14 protein-coding genes are annotated in these 15,071 nt (G+C 52.8%); 12 read left to right on the top strand and 2 right to left on the bottom strand.

Features of this window, described 5'->3' with window-relative positions:
- The first annotated feature begins 29 nt into the window (after nucleotides 1–29).
- From plsX to ptsG, 12 genes are all read left to right on the top strand, one after another.
- The gene (gene plsX, locus E4Z61_RS08290) at nucleotides 30–1,106 is read left to right on the top strand and encodes a phosphate acyltransferase PlsX (protein ID WP_135322348.1); all 1,077 of its coding nucleotides are present in this window, start codon (nucleotides 30–32) and stop codon (nucleotides 1,104–1,106) included.
- An 80-nt stretch (nucleotides 1,107–1,186) separates the two neighbouring features.
- On the top strand, nucleotides 1,187–2,140 hold the full coding sequence (gene fabH / locus E4Z61_RS08285) for a beta-ketoacyl-ACP synthase III (RefSeq protein ID WP_135322347.1): 954 nt from the start codon (nucleotides 1,187–1,189) through the stop codon (nucleotides 2,138–2,140).
- Between the two features lie 15 nt (nucleotides 2,141–2,155).
- Nucleotides 2,156–3,085 (top strand): ACP S-malonyltransferase, encoded by a 930-nt coding sequence (fabD, locus tag E4Z61_RS08280; protein WP_135322346.1) that lies wholly within the window; start codon nucleotides 2,156–2,158, stop codon nucleotides 3,083–3,085.
- A gap of 12 nt (nucleotides 3,086–3,097) precedes the next feature.
- Nucleotides 3,098–3,832: a 3-oxoacyl-ACP reductase FabG gene (fabG, locus tag E4Z61_RS08275; protein ID WP_135322345.1), complete on the top strand. Its 735-nt coding sequence runs from the start codon at nucleotides 3,098–3,100 to the stop codon at nucleotides 3,830–3,832.
- A 154-nt stretch (nucleotides 3,833–3,986) separates the two neighbouring features.
- A complete protein-coding gene (gene acpP / locus E4Z61_RS08270; RefSeq protein ID WP_003857954.1) occupies nucleotides 3,987–4,223 on the top strand; it encodes an acyl carrier protein in 237 nt (78 codons plus the stop codon).
- Between the two features lie 85 nt (nucleotides 4,224–4,308).
- A complete protein-coding gene (gene fabF / locus E4Z61_RS08265) occupies nucleotides 4,309–5,550 on the top strand; it encodes a beta-ketoacyl-ACP synthase II (RefSeq protein ID WP_135322344.1) in 1,242 nt (413 codons plus the stop codon).
- A 137-nt stretch (nucleotides 5,551–5,687) separates the two neighbouring features.
- Nucleotides 5,688–6,497, top strand: a complete 810-nt coding sequence (gene pabC, locus E4Z61_RS08260; RefSeq protein ID WP_135322343.1) for an aminodeoxychorismate lyase — start codon at nucleotides 5,688–5,690, stop codon at nucleotides 6,495–6,497.
- A gap of 2 nt (nucleotides 6,498–6,499) precedes the next feature.
- On the top strand, nucleotides 6,500–7,522 hold the full coding sequence (gene yceG, locus E4Z61_RS08255) for a cell division protein YceG (RefSeq protein WP_135322342.1): 1,023 nt from the start codon (nucleotides 6,500–6,502) through the stop codon (nucleotides 7,520–7,522).
- Nucleotides 7,512–8,153: a dTMP kinase gene (gene tmk, locus E4Z61_RS08250; RefSeq protein ID WP_135322341.1), complete on the top strand. Its 642-nt coding sequence runs from the start codon at nucleotides 7,512–7,514 to the stop codon at nucleotides 8,151–8,153. Before yceG ends, tmk begins: the two co-directional genes overlap by 11 nt.
- Nucleotides 8,150–9,154: a DNA polymerase III subunit delta' gene (holB, locus tag E4Z61_RS08245; RefSeq protein ID WP_135322340.1), complete on the top strand. Its 1,005-nt coding sequence runs from the start codon at nucleotides 8,150–8,152 to the stop codon at nucleotides 9,152–9,154. Before tmk ends, holB begins: the two co-directional genes overlap by 4 nt.
- Before the next feature lie 10 nt (nucleotides 9,155–9,164).
- On the top strand, nucleotides 9,165–9,962 hold the full coding sequence (locus tag E4Z61_RS08240; RefSeq protein WP_135322339.1) for a metal-dependent hydrolase: 798 nt from the start codon (nucleotides 9,165–9,167) through the stop codon (nucleotides 9,960–9,962).
- A gap of 293 nt (nucleotides 9,963–10,255) precedes the next feature.
- On the top strand, nucleotides 10,256–11,689 hold the full coding sequence (gene ptsG / locus E4Z61_RS08235) for a PTS glucose transporter subunit IIBC (RefSeq protein ID WP_135322338.1): 1,434 nt from the start codon (nucleotides 10,256–10,258) through the stop codon (nucleotides 11,687–11,689).
- A gap of 55 nt (nucleotides 11,690–11,744) precedes the next feature.
- Here the strand turns inward: ptsG and E4Z61_RS08230 are convergent, their stop codons facing one another.
- Together E4Z61_RS08230 and E4Z61_RS08225 are read right to left on the bottom strand one after the other, a co-directional pair.
- Nucleotides 11,745–13,523: an aminopeptidase P family protein gene (locus E4Z61_RS08230; RefSeq protein WP_135322337.1), complete on the bottom strand. Its 1,779-nt coding sequence runs from the start codon at nucleotides 13,521–13,523 to the stop codon at nucleotides 11,745–11,747.
- 15 nt (nucleotides 13,524–13,538) lie between these two features.
- Nucleotides 13,539–14,993, bottom strand: a complete 1,455-nt coding sequence (locus E4Z61_RS08225; RefSeq protein WP_135322336.1) for an AMP nucleosidase — start codon at nucleotides 14,991–14,993, stop codon at nucleotides 13,539–13,541.
- Nucleotides 14,994–15,071 lie beyond the last annotated feature (78 nt).

Raw genomic sequence — 15,071 nt, 5'->3', positions numbered from 1 at the left:
GAAACACCTAACCGGGCAGCGACGATACCTTGACACGTCTAACCCTGGCGTTAGATGTCATGGGGGGCGATTTTGGCCCTACCGTGACAGTGCCTGCAGCATTGCAGGCACTGAATTCTAATTCGCAACTCACACTTCTTTTAGTCGGGGATCCCGATACAATCACGCCATTACTTGCCAAAGCTGACTTCGAACAACGTTCACGTCTGCAGATTATCCCTGCTCAGTCAGTTATTGCCAGTGATGCCCGGCCCTCGCAAGCTATCCGCGCCAGTCGCGGTAGTTCTATGCGTGTTGCCTTGGAGCTCGTGAAAGAAGGTCGTGCAGAAGCCTGTGTCAGCGCCGGTAATACGGGCGCGCTAATGGGACTTGCGAAGCTATTACTCAAACCCCTTGAGGGGATTGAGCGCCCTGCGCTGGTGACGGTGTTACCGCATCAGCAAAAGGGCAAAACGGTGGTGCTGGATTTAGGCGCTAACGTCGATTGCGACAGTACGATGTTGGTGCAATTTGCCGTCATGGGCTCCGTGTTGGCAGAGGAAGTGGTTGGGATTACCAATCCTCGCGTTGCATTGCTCAATATCGGTGAAGAAGAAACTAAGGGTCTCGACAGTATTCGGGATGCTTCTGCTGTGCTAAAAACAATCCCTTCCATCAACTATATCGGCTATCTTGAAGCCAATGAGTTGTTGACTGGCAAAACCGATGTGCTGGTTTGTGACGGCTTTACAGGCAATGTCACATTAAAGACGATGGAAGGTGTTGTAAGAATGTTCCTCTCACTGCTGAAATCTCAGGGTGAGGGGAAAAAACGGTCGTGGTGGCTGCTGTTATTAAAACGTTGGTTACAAAAAAGCCTAACGAGGCGATTCAGTCACCTCAACCCCGACCAGTATAATGGCGCCTGTCTGTTAGGATTGCGCGGCACGGTGATAAAAAGTCATGGTGCGGCCAATCAGCGAGCATTTGAAGTCGCGATTGAACAGGCAGTGCAGGCGGTGCAGCGACAAGTTCCTCAGCGAATTGCCGCTCGCCTGGAATCTGTATACCCAGCTGGATTCGAACTGCTGGACGGTGGCGAAAGCACACGCTCCCGGGGGCACTGATAACAGTGTGTTTGGGAGTGTAGTCAACGTACCAGTGATTTGCTCGTAGCGGTATATAACCAAAAAGTGACTGAGTGTACATGTATACGAAGATTATTGGTACCGGCAGCTTTCTGCCTGAACAAGTGCGTACTAACGCCGATTTGGAAAAAATGGTTGAGACATCTGATGAGTGGATTGTCACTCGTACAGGTATCCGTGAACGCCATATTGCTGGCCCAAATGAAACCGTTGCGACCATGGGTTTTGCTGCTGCAAACCGCGCACTGGAAATGGCTGGCATCGATAAACAACAAATTGGCCTGATTGTGGTTGCGACCACTTCATCAACGCACGCCTTTCCAAGTGCGGCGTGCCAGATCCAAAGTATGCTGGGAATCAAAGGCTGCCCGGCGTTTGACGTTGCGGCGGCATGTGCCGGTTTTACTTATGCCCTGAGCGTTGCCGACCAGTATGTTAAGTCTGGCGCGGTGAAGCATGCTTTGGTCGTTGGGTCTGATGTGCTGGCGCGTACCTGTGATCCAACCGATCGTGGGACGATCATTATCTTTGGTGACGGTGCTGGTGCGGTAGTTCTGAGCGCATCAGAAGAGCCTGGTATCCTCTCCACGCATTTGCACGCTGATGGGCGCTACGGCGAACTGCTGACGCTGCCTAATGCCGATCGTGTGAATCCGGAAAACTCGATTCATCTGACCATGGCGGGTAACGAAGTCTTTAAAGTGGCAGTTACCGAGCTTGCGCACATCGTTGATGAAACGCTGGCAGCAAATAATCTTGACCGCTCTGCGCTTGACTGGCTGGTACCGCATCAGGCAAACCTTCGCATCATCAGTGCTACGGCGAAAAAGCTGGGCATGTCGATGGATAATGTCGTGGTAACGCTGGACAGACATGGCAATACGTCAGCGGCTTCCGTGCCGTGCGCGTTGGACGAAGCTGTCCGTGACGGGCGAATTAAAGCTGGTCAGCTGATATTGCTTGAAGCCTTTGGGGGTGGATTCACCTGGGGCTCTGCGCTGGTTCGTTTCTAGTATAAGGATTATAACATGACGCAATTTGCATTTGTGTTCCCGGGTCAGGGTTCCCAAACCGTTGGGATGTTGTCTGAAATGGCAACCGCCTACCCAATTGTTGAAGAAACTTTTGCTGAAGCTTCAGCTGCGCTGGGCTATGATCTGTGGACGCTGACTCAACAGGGACCGGCCGAAGAACTGAATAAAACCTGGCAGACGCAGCCGGCATTGTTAACTGCCTCAGTCGCGCTGTTTCGCGTATGGCAGCAGCAGGGGGGGGCAACACCTTCACTGATGGCAGGGCATAGCCTGGGTGAGTACTCGGCGCTGGTCTGTGCGGGTGTCATCAATTTTGCTGATGCCGTGCGCCTGGTTGAAATGCGTGGGAAATTCATGCAAGAAGCGGTGCCGGAAGGTACAGGCGGCATGTCTGCTATTATTGGTCTGGACGATGCTTCCATCGCGAAAGCGTGCGAAGACTCAGCCGAAGGACAGGTCGTATCACCGGTTAACTTTAACTCACCGGGTCAGGTGGTTATTGCCGGGCATAAAGAAGCCGTAGAACGTGCGGGTGCTGCCTGTAAAGCCGCGGGTGCGAAACGCGCTCTGCCGCTGCCGGTTAGCGTACCGTCTCACTGCGCGCTGATGAAACCTGCAGCAGAAAAACTGGCCGTTGAACTGCAGAAAATCACGTTTAACGCGCCGACTGTTCCGGTTGTGAACAACGTTGACGTGAAGTGTGAAACCAACGCAGATGCGATTCGCGACGCACTGGTTCATCAGTTGTACAGCCCGGTTCAGTGGACCAAAACCGTTGAGTTTATGGCGTCCCAGGGCGTAGAGCATCTGTATGAAGTGGGGCCGGGCAAAGTCCTCACCGGTCTGACAAAACGTATTGTTGATACCCTGACTGCTTCGGCACTGAATGAGCCGGCGGCGCTGTCTGCGGCGCTTGCGCAATAAAAGAGGAAAACCATGAGTTTTGAAGGAAAAATCGCGCTGGTTACCGGTGCAAGCCGTGGCATTGGCCGCGCTATTGCTGAAACACTCGTTGCCCGTGGCGCGATCGTTATCGGCACTGCAACCAGCGAAAGCGGTGCGCAGGCCATCAGCGATTACTTAGGTGAAAAGGGTAAAGGTCTGATGTTGAATGTGACCGATCCTGCATCTATCGAATCTGTTCTGGGAAATATTCGCGCAGAATTTGGGGAAGTCGATATTCTGGTTAATAATGCCGGGATTACTCGTGATAACCTGTTAATGCGCATGAAAGATGACGAGTGGAACGATATCATCGAAACCAACCTGTCATCTGTTTTCCGTCTGTCAAAAGCGGTAATGCGCGCTATGATGAAAAAGCGTCATGGTCGTATTATCACTATTGGTTCTGTGGTTGGTACCATGGGAAATGCGGGTCAGGCCAACTACGCTGCGGCGAAAGCGGGTTTGATCGGCTTCAGTAAATCACTGGCGCGTGAAGTTGCGTCTCGTGGTATTACTGTAAACGTTGTTGCTCCGGGCTTTATTGAAACGGACATGACGCGTGCGCTAACTGATGAGCAGCGTGCGGGTACGCTGGCGGCAGTTCCTGCGGGGCGCCTCGGCTCTCCAAATGAAATCGCCAGTGCGGTTGCATTTTTAGCTTCTGACGAAGCAAGTTACATCACAGGTGAGACTTTGCATGTCAACGGCGGGATGTACATGGTTTAACCACGATGAAAAATATTTGCGTTATTAGGGCGAATGGCCTCAAAATAACGTAAAATCGTGGTAAGACCTGCCGGGATTTAGTTGCAAATTTTTCAACATTTTATACACTACGAAAACCATCGCGAAAGCGAGTTTTGATAGGAAATTTAAGAGTATGAGCACTATCGAAGAACGCGTTAAGAAAATCATCGGCGAACAGCTGGGCGTTAAGCAGGAAGAAGTTGTGAACTCCGCTTCCTTCGTTGAAGACTTGGGCGCAGATTCTCTTGACACCGTTGAGCTGGTAATGGCTCTGGAAGAAGAGTTTGATACTGAGATTCCGGACGAAGAAGCTGAGAAAATCACTACCGTTCAGGCAGCCATTGATTACATCAACGGTCACCAGGCGTAAGTGAACATCTCCAGGCGGTCATTCGACCGCCTGAGTTTTATCTTTTTATCCCACTTGAATTATTTTCCCTCCCTGGAGGACAACCGTGTCTAAGCGTCGTGTAGTTGTGACCGGACTGGGCATGTTGTCTCCTGTCGGCAATACCGTAGAGTCTACCTGGAAAGCTCTCCTTGCCGGTCAGAGTGGCATCAGCCTGATCGACCATTTCGATACTAGCGCCTATGCAACGAAATTTGCTGGCTTAGTAAAGGATTTTAACTGTGATGACATTATCTCGCGCAAAGAACAGCGCAAGATGGATGCCTTCATTCAATATGGAATTGTCGCTGGCGTTCAGGCCATGCAGGATTCTGGCCTCGAAATTACGGAAGAGAACGCTCACCGTATTGGCGCCGCTATCGGCTCTGGTATTGGCGGTCTCGGTCTTATCGAAGAAAACCATACCTCTCTGGTAAACGGTGGACCACGTAAGATCAGCCCGTTCTTCGTTCCGTCGACGATTGTTAACATGGTGGCAGGTCACTTGACCATCATGTACGGCCTGCAAGGGCCAAGTATCTCCATCGCGACCGCTTGTACTTCAGGCGTGCATAACATTGGTCATGCCGCGCGTATCATTGCATACGGCGACGCAGACGCGATGGTTGCGGGTGGTGCAGAAAAAGCCAGTACACCGCTGGGTGTGGGTGGTTTTGGCGCAGCACGTGCGCTGTCTACGCGTAATGATAACCCGCAAGCGGCTAGCCGCCCGTGGGACAAAGAGCGTGACGGTTTTGTGCTGGGCGACGGCGCAGGTATGGTGGTACTGGAAGAGTACGAGCATGCAAAAGCGCGCGGTGCAAAAATTTATGCTGAAGTGGTCGGCTTTGGGATGAGCAGCGATGCTTACCATATGACGTCACCACCGGAAAACGGTGCAGGTGCTGCACTGGCGATGGTTAACGCATTGCGTGATGCGGCGATTGAACCTGGTCAGATTGCCTATGTTAACGCACATGGCACATCCACACCGGCAGGCGATAAAGCTGAAACCCAGGCAGTAAAATCTGTCTTTGGCGATGCTGCACGTAGCGTAATGGTCAGTTCAACCAAATCCATGACCGGACACCTGTTAGGTGCGGCGGGTGCTGTAGAGTCTATTTTCTCTATCCTGGCGCTACGTGATGGGGTTGTTCCGCCAACCATCAACCTGGATAACCCGGATGACGGTTGTGACCTGGACTTCGTTCCCCACGAAGCGCGACAGGTTAGCGGCATGGAATATGCACTGTGCAACTCCTTCGGTTTCGGTGGTACCAACGGTTCCTTAATCTTTAAAAAGATCTAAGTGCCTGCAGGTGATGCGTTAGCGTCCTTGCCAGATGAAAAAAGGTCCGCTTGTCGGACCTTTTTTTATTCGATTTTCTGCCCTTGTCCTGGGTTACTCATCCTGCCAAACTAGCGGACCACGAATAAGGAGCCACCATGTTCTTAATTAATGGCTGTCAGCAGGATATGCTAGCTGCGAGCGATCGGGCGACGCAGTTTGGTGATGGCTGTTTCACCACGGCGCGAATTATCGACGGTAAAGTTAGCCTCCTTGCGGCGCATCTCCAGCGTTTACAAGACACCTGCCAAAAATTGCTGATCTCCTACGAGAAATGGCCCGAACTGCAACGGGAAATGGAAATGTTAGCAGCGGCCCATGCCCGTGGTGTACTGAAGGTGATCATCAGTCGTGGCAGCGGAGGTCGGGGCTACAGTGGCGCCAACTGCCATAGCGCCAGCCGTATCCTCTCTGTTTCTGCCTGGCCTGCACATTATGATTGCTGGCGAGAGCAAGGAATCACCCTCGCGTTAAGCCCCGTCCGTCTGGGGCGCAATCCAATGCTTGCCGGACTGAAGCACCTAAACCGTCTGGAACAGGTGCTGATTCGTTCTCATCTTGAGCAGACAGACGCCGATGAAGCGCTGGTTCTTGACAGTGAGGGATGGGTTACGGAATGCTGTGCGGCTAATGTGTTCTGGCGTAAAGACGATGTGGTTTATACCCCTCGTATGGACCAGGCGGGAGTGAACGGCATTATGCGACAATTCTGTATGCGGATGCTGGCACAATCACCGTTCCAGATTGTCGAAGTGTATGCCCGGGAAGAGGACGTGATGCAGGCTGATGAGATGATCGTCTGTAATGCATTAATGCCGGTGGTTCCCGTGCGTGCCTGTGGCGACAGGATGCTGTCTTCACGTTTGTTATTCGATTTTTTAGCCCCACTTTGTGAGCACCCAAATTAGTCATGAAAAAATTGTTACTCGTTGTTCTTTTACTGCTGGTTGTGCTGGGCATTGCCGCGGGAGTGGGAATGTGGAAAGTTCGTCATCTGGCGGACAGTAAACTCTTAATCAAAGATGAGACGATTTTTACGCTGAAAGCGGGGACGGGCCGTCTGGCGCTGGGTGAACAGCTGTATGCTGATAAGGTTATCAATCGTCCGCGCGTATTCCAGTGGCTGCTGCGTATTGAACCCGACCTTTCGCATTTTAAAGCCGGGACTTACCGTTTGACGCCTGATATGACCGTACGAGATATGCTGCAACTGCTGGAAAGCGGTAAAGAAGCGCAGTTCCCGTTACGTCTGGTGGAGGGTATGCGCCTGAGTGATTACCTTAAACAGTTGCGCGATGCGCCGTATATCAAGCATACCCTGAGCGATGACAACTACGCGACCGTAGCCGAGGCGCTGAAGTTGGAAAACCCTGAATGGGTGGAAGGCTGGTTCTGGCCTGATACATGGATGTACACCGCCAATACCCCGGATGTGGCGCTGCTGAAGCGCGCGCACCAAAAAATGGTTAAAGCGGTTGATAGCGCCTGGGAAGGGCGTGCAGAAGGTTTGCCGTATAAAGATAAAAATCAGCTGGTGACCATGGCGTCGATCATTGAAAAAGAAACCGCTGTTGCCAGCGAGCGCGACCAGGTGGCTTCGGTGTTTATTAACCGTCTCCGTATTGGCATGCGCTTACAGACCGATCCGACCGTGATTTATGGGATGGGCACACGGTATAATGGTAAATTGTCGCGTGTCGACCTGGAAACGCCGACCGCATATAACACCTATACCATTACCGGACTGCCACCAGGCCCGATTGCTATGCCAGGCGAAGCCTCATTGCAGGCCGCCGCACATCCGGCGAAAACACCGTATCTTTATTTTGTGGCTGATGGCAAAGGTGGTCACACGTTTAATACCAATCTTGCGAGCCACAACCGATCAGTGCAGGATTACCTGAAAGTGCTTAAGGAAAAAAATGGGCAGTAATTATATCGTCATCGAGGGCCTGGAAGGCGCCGGGAAAACCACTGCGCGCGATGTAGTGGTGGAGACACTTGAGCAACTCGGTATTCGCGACATGGTGTTTACCCGCGAGCCCGGTGGAACCCAGCTGGCAGAGAAATTAAGAAGCCTGGTGCTGGACATCAAGTCGGTCGGTGATGAGATTATTACCGATAAAGCGGAAGTGCTGATGTTCTATGCCGCACGCGTTCAGTTGGTAGAAACCGTGATTAAGCCCGCGCTGGCAAAAGGTACCTGGGTGATTGGCGATCGTCACGATCTGTCGACCCAGGCCTATCAGGGCGGCGGTCGGGGGATCGACCAAACGATGCTGGCAACTCTGCGTGATGCGGTACTCGGTGATTTTCGTCCAGACCTGACTCTCTATCTGGATGTAACACCTGAAGTCGGTTTAAAGCGTGCTCGCGCCCGTGGTGAGCTGGACCGCATTGAACAGGAGTCTTTTGATTTCTTCAATCGCACCCGTGCCCGCTATCTGGAATTGGCGGCGAAAGATCCCAGCATTCGTACCATTGATGCCACGCAGCCGCTTGAGGCTGTCATGAATGATATCCGTAGCACCATTACTCACTGGGTGCAGGAGCAGGACGCATGAAATGGTACCCATGGTTACGACCCGATTTTGAAAAACTGGTCGCCAGTTATCAGGCGGGTCGCGGTCACCATGCGTTACTGATTCAGGCGTTACCCGGCATGGGTGACGATGCGCTGATTTATGCCCTCAGCCGTTATCTGATGTGCCAGCAGCCGGAAGGACATAAAAGCTGCGGGCATTGCCGTGGCTGCCAGTTGATGCAGGCAGGAACGCATCCTGATTATTACTCATTGCTGCCGGAGAAAGGGAAAAGTACGCTGGGTGTGGATGCCGTGCGTGAAATCAGTGAAAAGCTGTACGAGCATTCCCGTCTTGGCGGCGCCAAGGTAGTGTGGATCCCCGATGCCGCCCAGTTAACGGATGCTGCGGCCAATGCCTTACTGAAGACGCTGGAAGAGCCGCCAGCGCAAACCTGGTTTTTCCTTGCCACTATCGAGCCGGCGCGCTTACTTGCCACATTGCGTAGCCGCTGTCGATTGCATCACCTTGCGCCCCCGGTGGAATCGTATTCGGTTTCCTGGCTGGCCCGCGAAGTGACTGCCCCGCAGGATGCACTTCTTAGCGCATTACGCCTGAGCGCGGGGTCCCCTGGGGCTGCATTAACGCTGCTCCAGGCAGAAAGCTGGGCACACCGTAGTGATTTCTGTGCAGCGCTGGCGAACACCTTGCACTCCGGAGACTGGTATCTCCTGCTGGCGGCGCTGAACCATGAACAGGCAGCCGCCCGTTTACACTGGCTGGCCACGCTGCTTACCGATGCGCTTAAACGCCCGTATGGCGTTGCTCATTTAACGAATCCTGATGCGCTGGCATTGATATCATCAATTGCTGAACGGTTTTCTGTCGCTCAGATTCAGGCGATACTTGGTGACGTTTGTCATTGTCGCCAACAGTTGCTAAACGTGACGGGTGTAAACCGTGAACTGGTATTAACCGATCTTATCCTGCGTATTGAGCATTACCTGCAACCAGGCACCGTACTGCCTGTTCCCCATCTTTGAGAGAGACATTATGTTTTTAGTCGACTCACACTGCCATCTTGATGGCCTGGATTATCAATCTCTGCATAAGGACGTGGATGACGTGCTGGCGAAAGCGGCGGCGCGTGATGTGAAGTTTTGTCTTGCTGTGGCGACCACGTTACGCGGATATCGCAGTATGCGCGACCTGGTCGGCGAGCGTGACAATGTGGTTTTCTCCTGCGGCGTGCATCCGTTAAATCAGGATGAAACCTATGACGTAGAAGACCTGCGTCGTTTTGCCGCCGAAGAGGGCGTGGTGGCGATGGGCGAAACTGGGCTGGATTACTTTTACACCCCGGAAACAAAAGTTCGCCAGCAGGAGTCGTTCATTCATCACATCCAGATTGGCCGCGAACTGCAAAAGCCGGTGATCGTCCATACCCGCGATGCGCGAGCCGATACGCTGTCAATTCTGCGCGAAGAAAACGTGACGGATTGTGGTGGCGTACTACACTGTTTTACAGAGGACAGAGAAACTGCGGGCAAATTGTTGGATCTCGGATTTTATATCTCTTTTTCTGGCATCGTCACGTTCCGTAACGCTGAGCAGTTACGTGACGCCGCGCGTTATGTTCCTTTGGATCGCTTGTTGGTTGAGACTGACTCCCCGTACCTTGCGCCGGTGCCGCATCGTGGTAAAGAGAACCAGCCCGCCATGGTTCGTGATGTCGCAGAGTATATGGCCGTATTGAAAGGTGTTGCCGTTGAAGAACTGGCGCAAATCACCACTGATAACTTTGCCCGCCTGTTTCACATCGACGCTTCTCGCCTGCAATCTATCCGCTAACTGAGTTTTTTTAAAGCTCGTAATTAATAAGTAAAGCGAGTAAAGTTCACCGCCGCAAAATGGGCGGTGAATAACCAGTTAGACACATTCAGATACTTATTTTATCGGATTGTGCGAGTTTTACGGCTATCTACAGCTGAATTGTGATAACCGTCAAACAAAAATAAACTGAATTATTTTACTCTGTGTAATAAATAAAGGGTACTTAGATGCCCTGTCCACGGCGAGGTTCTCCCCCCTCGCCAATGCGTGAGAACGTAGAAAAGCACAAATACTCAGGAGCACTCTCAATTATGTTTAAGAATGCATTTGCTAACCTGCAAAAGGTCGGTAAATCGCTGATGCTGCCGGTATCCGTACTCCCAATTGCAGGTATCCTGCTGGGTGTCGGTTCCGCTAACTTCAGCTGGCTGCCAGCCGTTGTATCGCACGTAATGGCAGAAGCAGGCGGTTCTGTTTTTGCTAACATGCCGCTGATTTTCGCCATCGGTGTGGCGTTAGGCTTCACCAACAATGACGGTGTTTCCGCACTGGCGTCAGTGGTTGCCTACGGCATCATGGTTAAGACCATGTCTGTGGTTGCGCCGCTGGTTCTGCATTTACCTGCTGAAGAAATCGCAGCAAAACACTTGGCCGATACCGGTGTTCTCGGAGGGATTATCTCCGGTGCGATTGCAGCGTACATGTTCAACCGTTTCTACCGCATCAAACTGCCTGAGTATCTTGGCTTCTTTGCCGGTAAGCGCTTCGTTCCAATTATTTCTGGTCTGGCTGCCATCTTTACGGGTGTGGTCCTGTCCTTCATTTGGCCGCCGATCGGTACTGCTATTCAGACGTTCTCTCAATGGGCCGCCTACCAGAACCCGGTTGTCGCGTTCGGTATTTATGGCTTCATTGAACGCTGCCTGGTACCGTTTGGTCTGCACCATATCTGGAACGTTCCATTCCAGATGCAGATCGGTGAATACACCAACGCTGCAGGTCAGGTGTTCCACGGTGATATTCCTCGCTATATGGCGGGTGACCCGACAGCGGGTATGCTGTCCGGTGGTTTCCTGTTCAAAATGTACGGTTTGCCGGCTGCCGCTATAGCTATCTGGCATTCTGCAAAACCAGAAAACCGCGCGAAAGTGGGCGGTATCATGATCTCCGCAGCGTTGACCTCGTTCCTGACCGGTATTACCGAGCCGATCGAGTTCTCCTTCATGTTTGTTGCGCCGATCCTGTACATCATCCACGCGATTCTGGCAGGCCTGGCATTCCCGATCTGTATCCTGCTGGGTATGCGTGACGGTACGTCGTTCTCTCACGGTCTGATCGATTTCATCGTTCTGTCCGGAAACAGCAGCAAACTGTGGCTGTTCCCGATTGTCGGTATCGGTTATGCAATTATTTACTACACCATCTTCCGTGTGCTGATCAAAGCGCTGGACCTCAAAACCCCAGGTCGTGAAGATGCTACTGAAGACAGCAAAGCTGCCGCAACGGGCGAAATGGCTCCGGCTCTGGTTGCTGCATTCGGCGGTAAAGAAAACATCACTAACCTTGATGCGTGCATCACACGTCTGCGTGTCAGCGTTGCTGATGTTGCCAAAGTGGATCAGGCTGGCCTGAAGAAACTGGGTGCTGCAGGTGTGGTGGTTGCTGGTTCCGGTGTTCAGGCTATCTTCGGGACCAAGTCCGATAACCTGAAAACTGAAATGGATGAATACATCCGTAACAGCTAAGCAGTAAGATGTTGGGGAGAACTAAGGCAGCCTGCGGGCTGCCTTTTTTAATGAATTAGTTGGCTCGGACGCGAATTGGCGCGGTGGCAGCAACTAGCCACGGACGCGCACCGCTCTCTACGCGTGGCGACAACGTTTCTCTGACCTGCTGATGGTAATCATCAATCCACTGTTTCTCTGCTTCACTCAGCAAATGCAACTCAACCAGACTCAGGTCGATAGGCACCAGCGTCAGCGTGGAGAAGCGGCAAAAACCTGGACGACTCTCGATAATCTCGACCTGATTCTCAATGCGAATACCGTATTGCCCGGCCAGATAATATCCCGGCTCGATGGTAATGATATTACCTGCGACCAGAGGCCAGGGATTCACTTTCTTCGCAATGCGGTGCGGTTGCTCGTGGATCAATAACTGGTGTCCCACGCCGTGTCCCGTGCCATGATCGAAATCCAGACCCAGCTCCCAAAGTGCCCGACGGCTAAACGCATCCAGCTGATGTCCCTGAGTGCCGCTGGGAAACTGCAGCGTGATCAGCGATAAAAAACCTTTCAAAACGGCGGTGTAATGCAGTCGACGCTGCGGATCCTGTGGGCCGAAGGCAAGGGTGCGTGTTGTATCCGTGGTACCGTTTTGGTACTGACCGCCTGAATCATTTAAATACATTGCTTGAGAGGTGATCGGCGTATTGGTTTTTTCGCTGGAATGATAATGGCACATTGCTGCATTGCTGGCTGCTGCTGAGATAGTACCAAAACTCTGCTCAATAAAGCCTGGCTGTTGCTGGCGAAACGCCAACTGTTTTGCCTGTGCTTCCAGTTCGGTTACCGGATTACCTGCCGCCTCACGCAATGGCACTTCATGCGCCAGCCAGGCAAGGAAATTCACCCAGGCAGTACCATCCTGCTCATGGCATTCGCGATAGCCTGCCAGTTCAGTGGCATTTTTATGCGATTTGATCAGGGTGATGGGATCGGGCGCCCAGAGGAGTTCGCCGCCATGCTGTTCAATAGCGAATCGGAGTGCCACAGGCGCATAGTCTTTATCGACCAGGAAGCGTTTCCCGCGAGCAAGCTGCTGGCAGCGAGTCAGGAAATGGTCCTGCGGGGCAATCGTCAATGTGTTCAGCAGCGAATCAGGTAACTGCTGTGTTTTTTTGGCATCAACAAACCACTCCAGTTCACCACTGCGATGCAGCAGGGCAAATGAAAACGGTACCGGAACCATGTTGAGATCTGAGCCGCGCACATTGAGCAGCCAGGCTATGTTATCGGGCAGGGTAATCGCCAGAAAGTCACTCTGATGTTGAACAAGTTGTTCGACGATCCGCGCGCGTTTTTGCTCACTGCTTTCACCGCTTATTTCAATGGGCATTTCGCGGATGATGCCGCAGGGAGCTGCCGGACGATCAAGCCATATCTGGTCAAAAGGATCTTGCTCCAGAGGCACCATTTCGCAGTGGGTGGCTGACAGTGCCTCAAACTGGCTGTTGACCATCAGCAGAGGCTCAAAGCCAATACGTGTGCCTGCGGCAACGTGAGACTGCAAATAATCGGCCAGCGGTTCGTCGTGTAAATGATGAATTTCGAAGTCATCCAGGGAAACTTCGTTGCGTACCTGGACCTGATAACGTCCATCGACAAACATTAATGCGCGATCGCGCAGCACCAGCGCGAGGCCAGCAGAGCCGCTAAAACCGGTCAGCCAGGCCAGTTTATTGTCGTGCGGCGTGCAATCCTCGCTCTGATGAGCATCGGCACGTGGAACAATCATACCATCCAGTCCCTGCGCTAACATCAGATTGCGCAGAGCGGAAAGGGGAGTTGAGTTATGCATAGTTACCTTCAGGCCTTAACGGAACGGCGGTTCGTTGAACGTACGTAATTTGCGGGAGTGCAGGCGATCGCCTTCGGCGCGGAGACGATCGATTGCCCGGATACCAATTTGCAGGTGCTCAGAAATTGCACCTTCATAAAAACGGTTGGCCTGACCCGGCAGTTTAATCTCACCATGCAGCGGTTTATCGGAGACGCAAAGCAGGGTGCCGTAAGGCACGCGGAAGCGGTAACCTTGGGCGGCAATCGTGGCGCTCTCCATATCGATAGCGACGGCACGGCTGAGGTTAAAGCGTAGCGCAGAGGCGGAGTAGCGTAGCTCCCAGTTGCGATCGTCGGTGGTGACGACGGTACCGGTACGCAGGCGCTGTTTGACCTCTTCACCGGGCATGCCGCTAACTTCTTTGGTGGCGTCATACAGCGCACGCTGTACTTCGGCGATGCTCGGAATTGGAATATCCGGCGGCAGTACGGTATCCAGTACGTGGTCGTCGCGCAGGTAAGCGTGAGCCAGAACATAATCGCCAATTGCCTGGCTTTCACGCAGGCCGCCACAGTGTCCAATCATTAGCCAGACGTCAGGCCGCAGGACCGCCAGGTGATCGCAAATAGTTTTGGCGTTTGACGGGCCGACGCCGATATTCACCAGCGTGATCCCCTGACCGTCGGAGGTGATTAAATGCCAGGCGGGCATCTGGTGTTTCTTCCAGGCAAGATCGGAAATGGCTTCTTCCGGTGCCTCGGTTTCAGCTGTGATCCAAATTCCACCTGCGCATGACAGCGCGATATACGGGCTGTCCGGGTCGAGGATCTGGCTGCAGCCCCAGCGCACAAACTCATCGACATAGCGGGTGTAGTTAGTGAACAGTACAAAGGGCTGAAAATGTTCCACCGGCGTGCCCGTGTAGTGACGCAGGCGCGCCAGCGAAAAATCAACGCGTCGGGCGTCGAAGTGCGACAGCGGAGAAAATTCCGCCGGGTGATACGTCCCGTCAGCGGTTTCATCACCAATCTGCGACAACTCGGTGGTGGGGAAATGGCGTGTTAATCCGGCGCTCATGGAGCGGTCGAGCGCCAGTTCAGAGCCGTCTATCACATAGGGATAAGGGATCTCATGCTGTGACGGTTCGACGGAAATATGCGCATCGTAATCCTGGTACAGCAGGGTGAGCTGCTCTTCAAGATAAGGGCGGAACAGAGAAGGGCGAGTAATGGTCGTTGTATAGCAGCCAGCATGGGTAAAACGACCGTAAGCACGTGTTTTCGGGGGATTCGTTGCGCTGCCATCCCAGGTTACAGAAAGTGAAGGGTAAACAAAAAGACCGTTATCTCGGGCGATGATGTCAGGAAGTGTCCCGGTTTCAATATACTTGCCAATGGCGCTACGCAGAGCTTTAACTGACTGCTCATACAATGCGTCCAGTTTATCCAGCGCCTGAGCCGGGGTCAGGCTGGGGCCCTTATTGTTCATGTCTGTCTCCTTGTTCCACAGATGTGCTGCTCTCCCGATAGTATGTCACAGGAATGTGAAACAAAAGTCAGACGTTGA

Origin of the sequence: Citrobacter tructae (assembly GCF_004684345.1) — a bacterium.
Taxonomy (GTDB): domain Bacteria; phylum Pseudomonadota; class Gammaproteobacteria; order Enterobacterales; family Enterobacteriaceae; genus Citrobacter; species Citrobacter tructae.
The sequence above is the reverse complement of the archived record's forward strand: the minus strand, read 5'-3'. Positions and strand labels throughout refer to the sequence as shown.

Coding starts and splice junctions, on each gene's coding strand:
- fabH (WP_135322347.1), top strand. CDS start 1,187: ATGTATACGAAGATTATTGGTACCGGCAGCTTTCTGCCTGAACAAGTG.
- fabD (WP_135322346.1), top strand. CDS start 2,156: ATGACGCAATTTGCATTTGTGTTCCCGGGTCAGGGTTCCCAAACCGTT.
- fabG (WP_135322345.1), top strand. CDS start 3,098: ATGAGTTTTGAAGGAAAAATCGCGCTGGTTACCGGTGCAAGCCGTGGC.
- acpP (WP_003857954.1), top strand. CDS start 3,987: ATGAGCACTATCGAAGAACGCGTTAAGAAAATCATCGGCGAACAGCTG.
- pabC (WP_135322343.1), top strand. CDS start 5,688: ATGTTCTTAATTAATGGCTGTCAGCAGGATATGCTAGCTGCGAGCGAT.
- yceG (WP_135322342.1), top strand. CDS start 6,500: ATGAAAAAATTGTTACTCGTTGTTCTTTTACTGCTGGTTGTGCTGGGC.
- tmk (WP_135322341.1), top strand. CDS start 7,512: ATGGGCAGTAATTATATCGTCATCGAGGGCCTGGAAGGCGCCGGGAAA.
- holB (WP_135322340.1), top strand. CDS start 8,150: ATGAAATGGTACCCATGGTTACGACCCGATTTTGAAAAACTGGTCGCC.
- E4Z61_RS08240 (WP_135322339.1), top strand. CDS start 9,165: ATGTTTTTAGTCGACTCACACTGCCATCTTGATGGCCTGGATTATCAA.
- ptsG (WP_135322338.1), top strand. CDS start 10,256: ATGTTTAAGAATGCATTTGCTAACCTGCAAAAGGTCGGTAAATCGCTG.
- E4Z61_RS08230 (WP_135322337.1), bottom strand. CDS start 13,523: ATGCATAACTCAACTCCCCTTTCCGCTCTGCGCAATCTGATGTTAGCG.
- E4Z61_RS08225 (WP_135322336.1), bottom strand. CDS start 14,993: ATGAACAATAAGGGCCCCAGCCTGACCCCGGCTCAGGCGCTGGATAAA.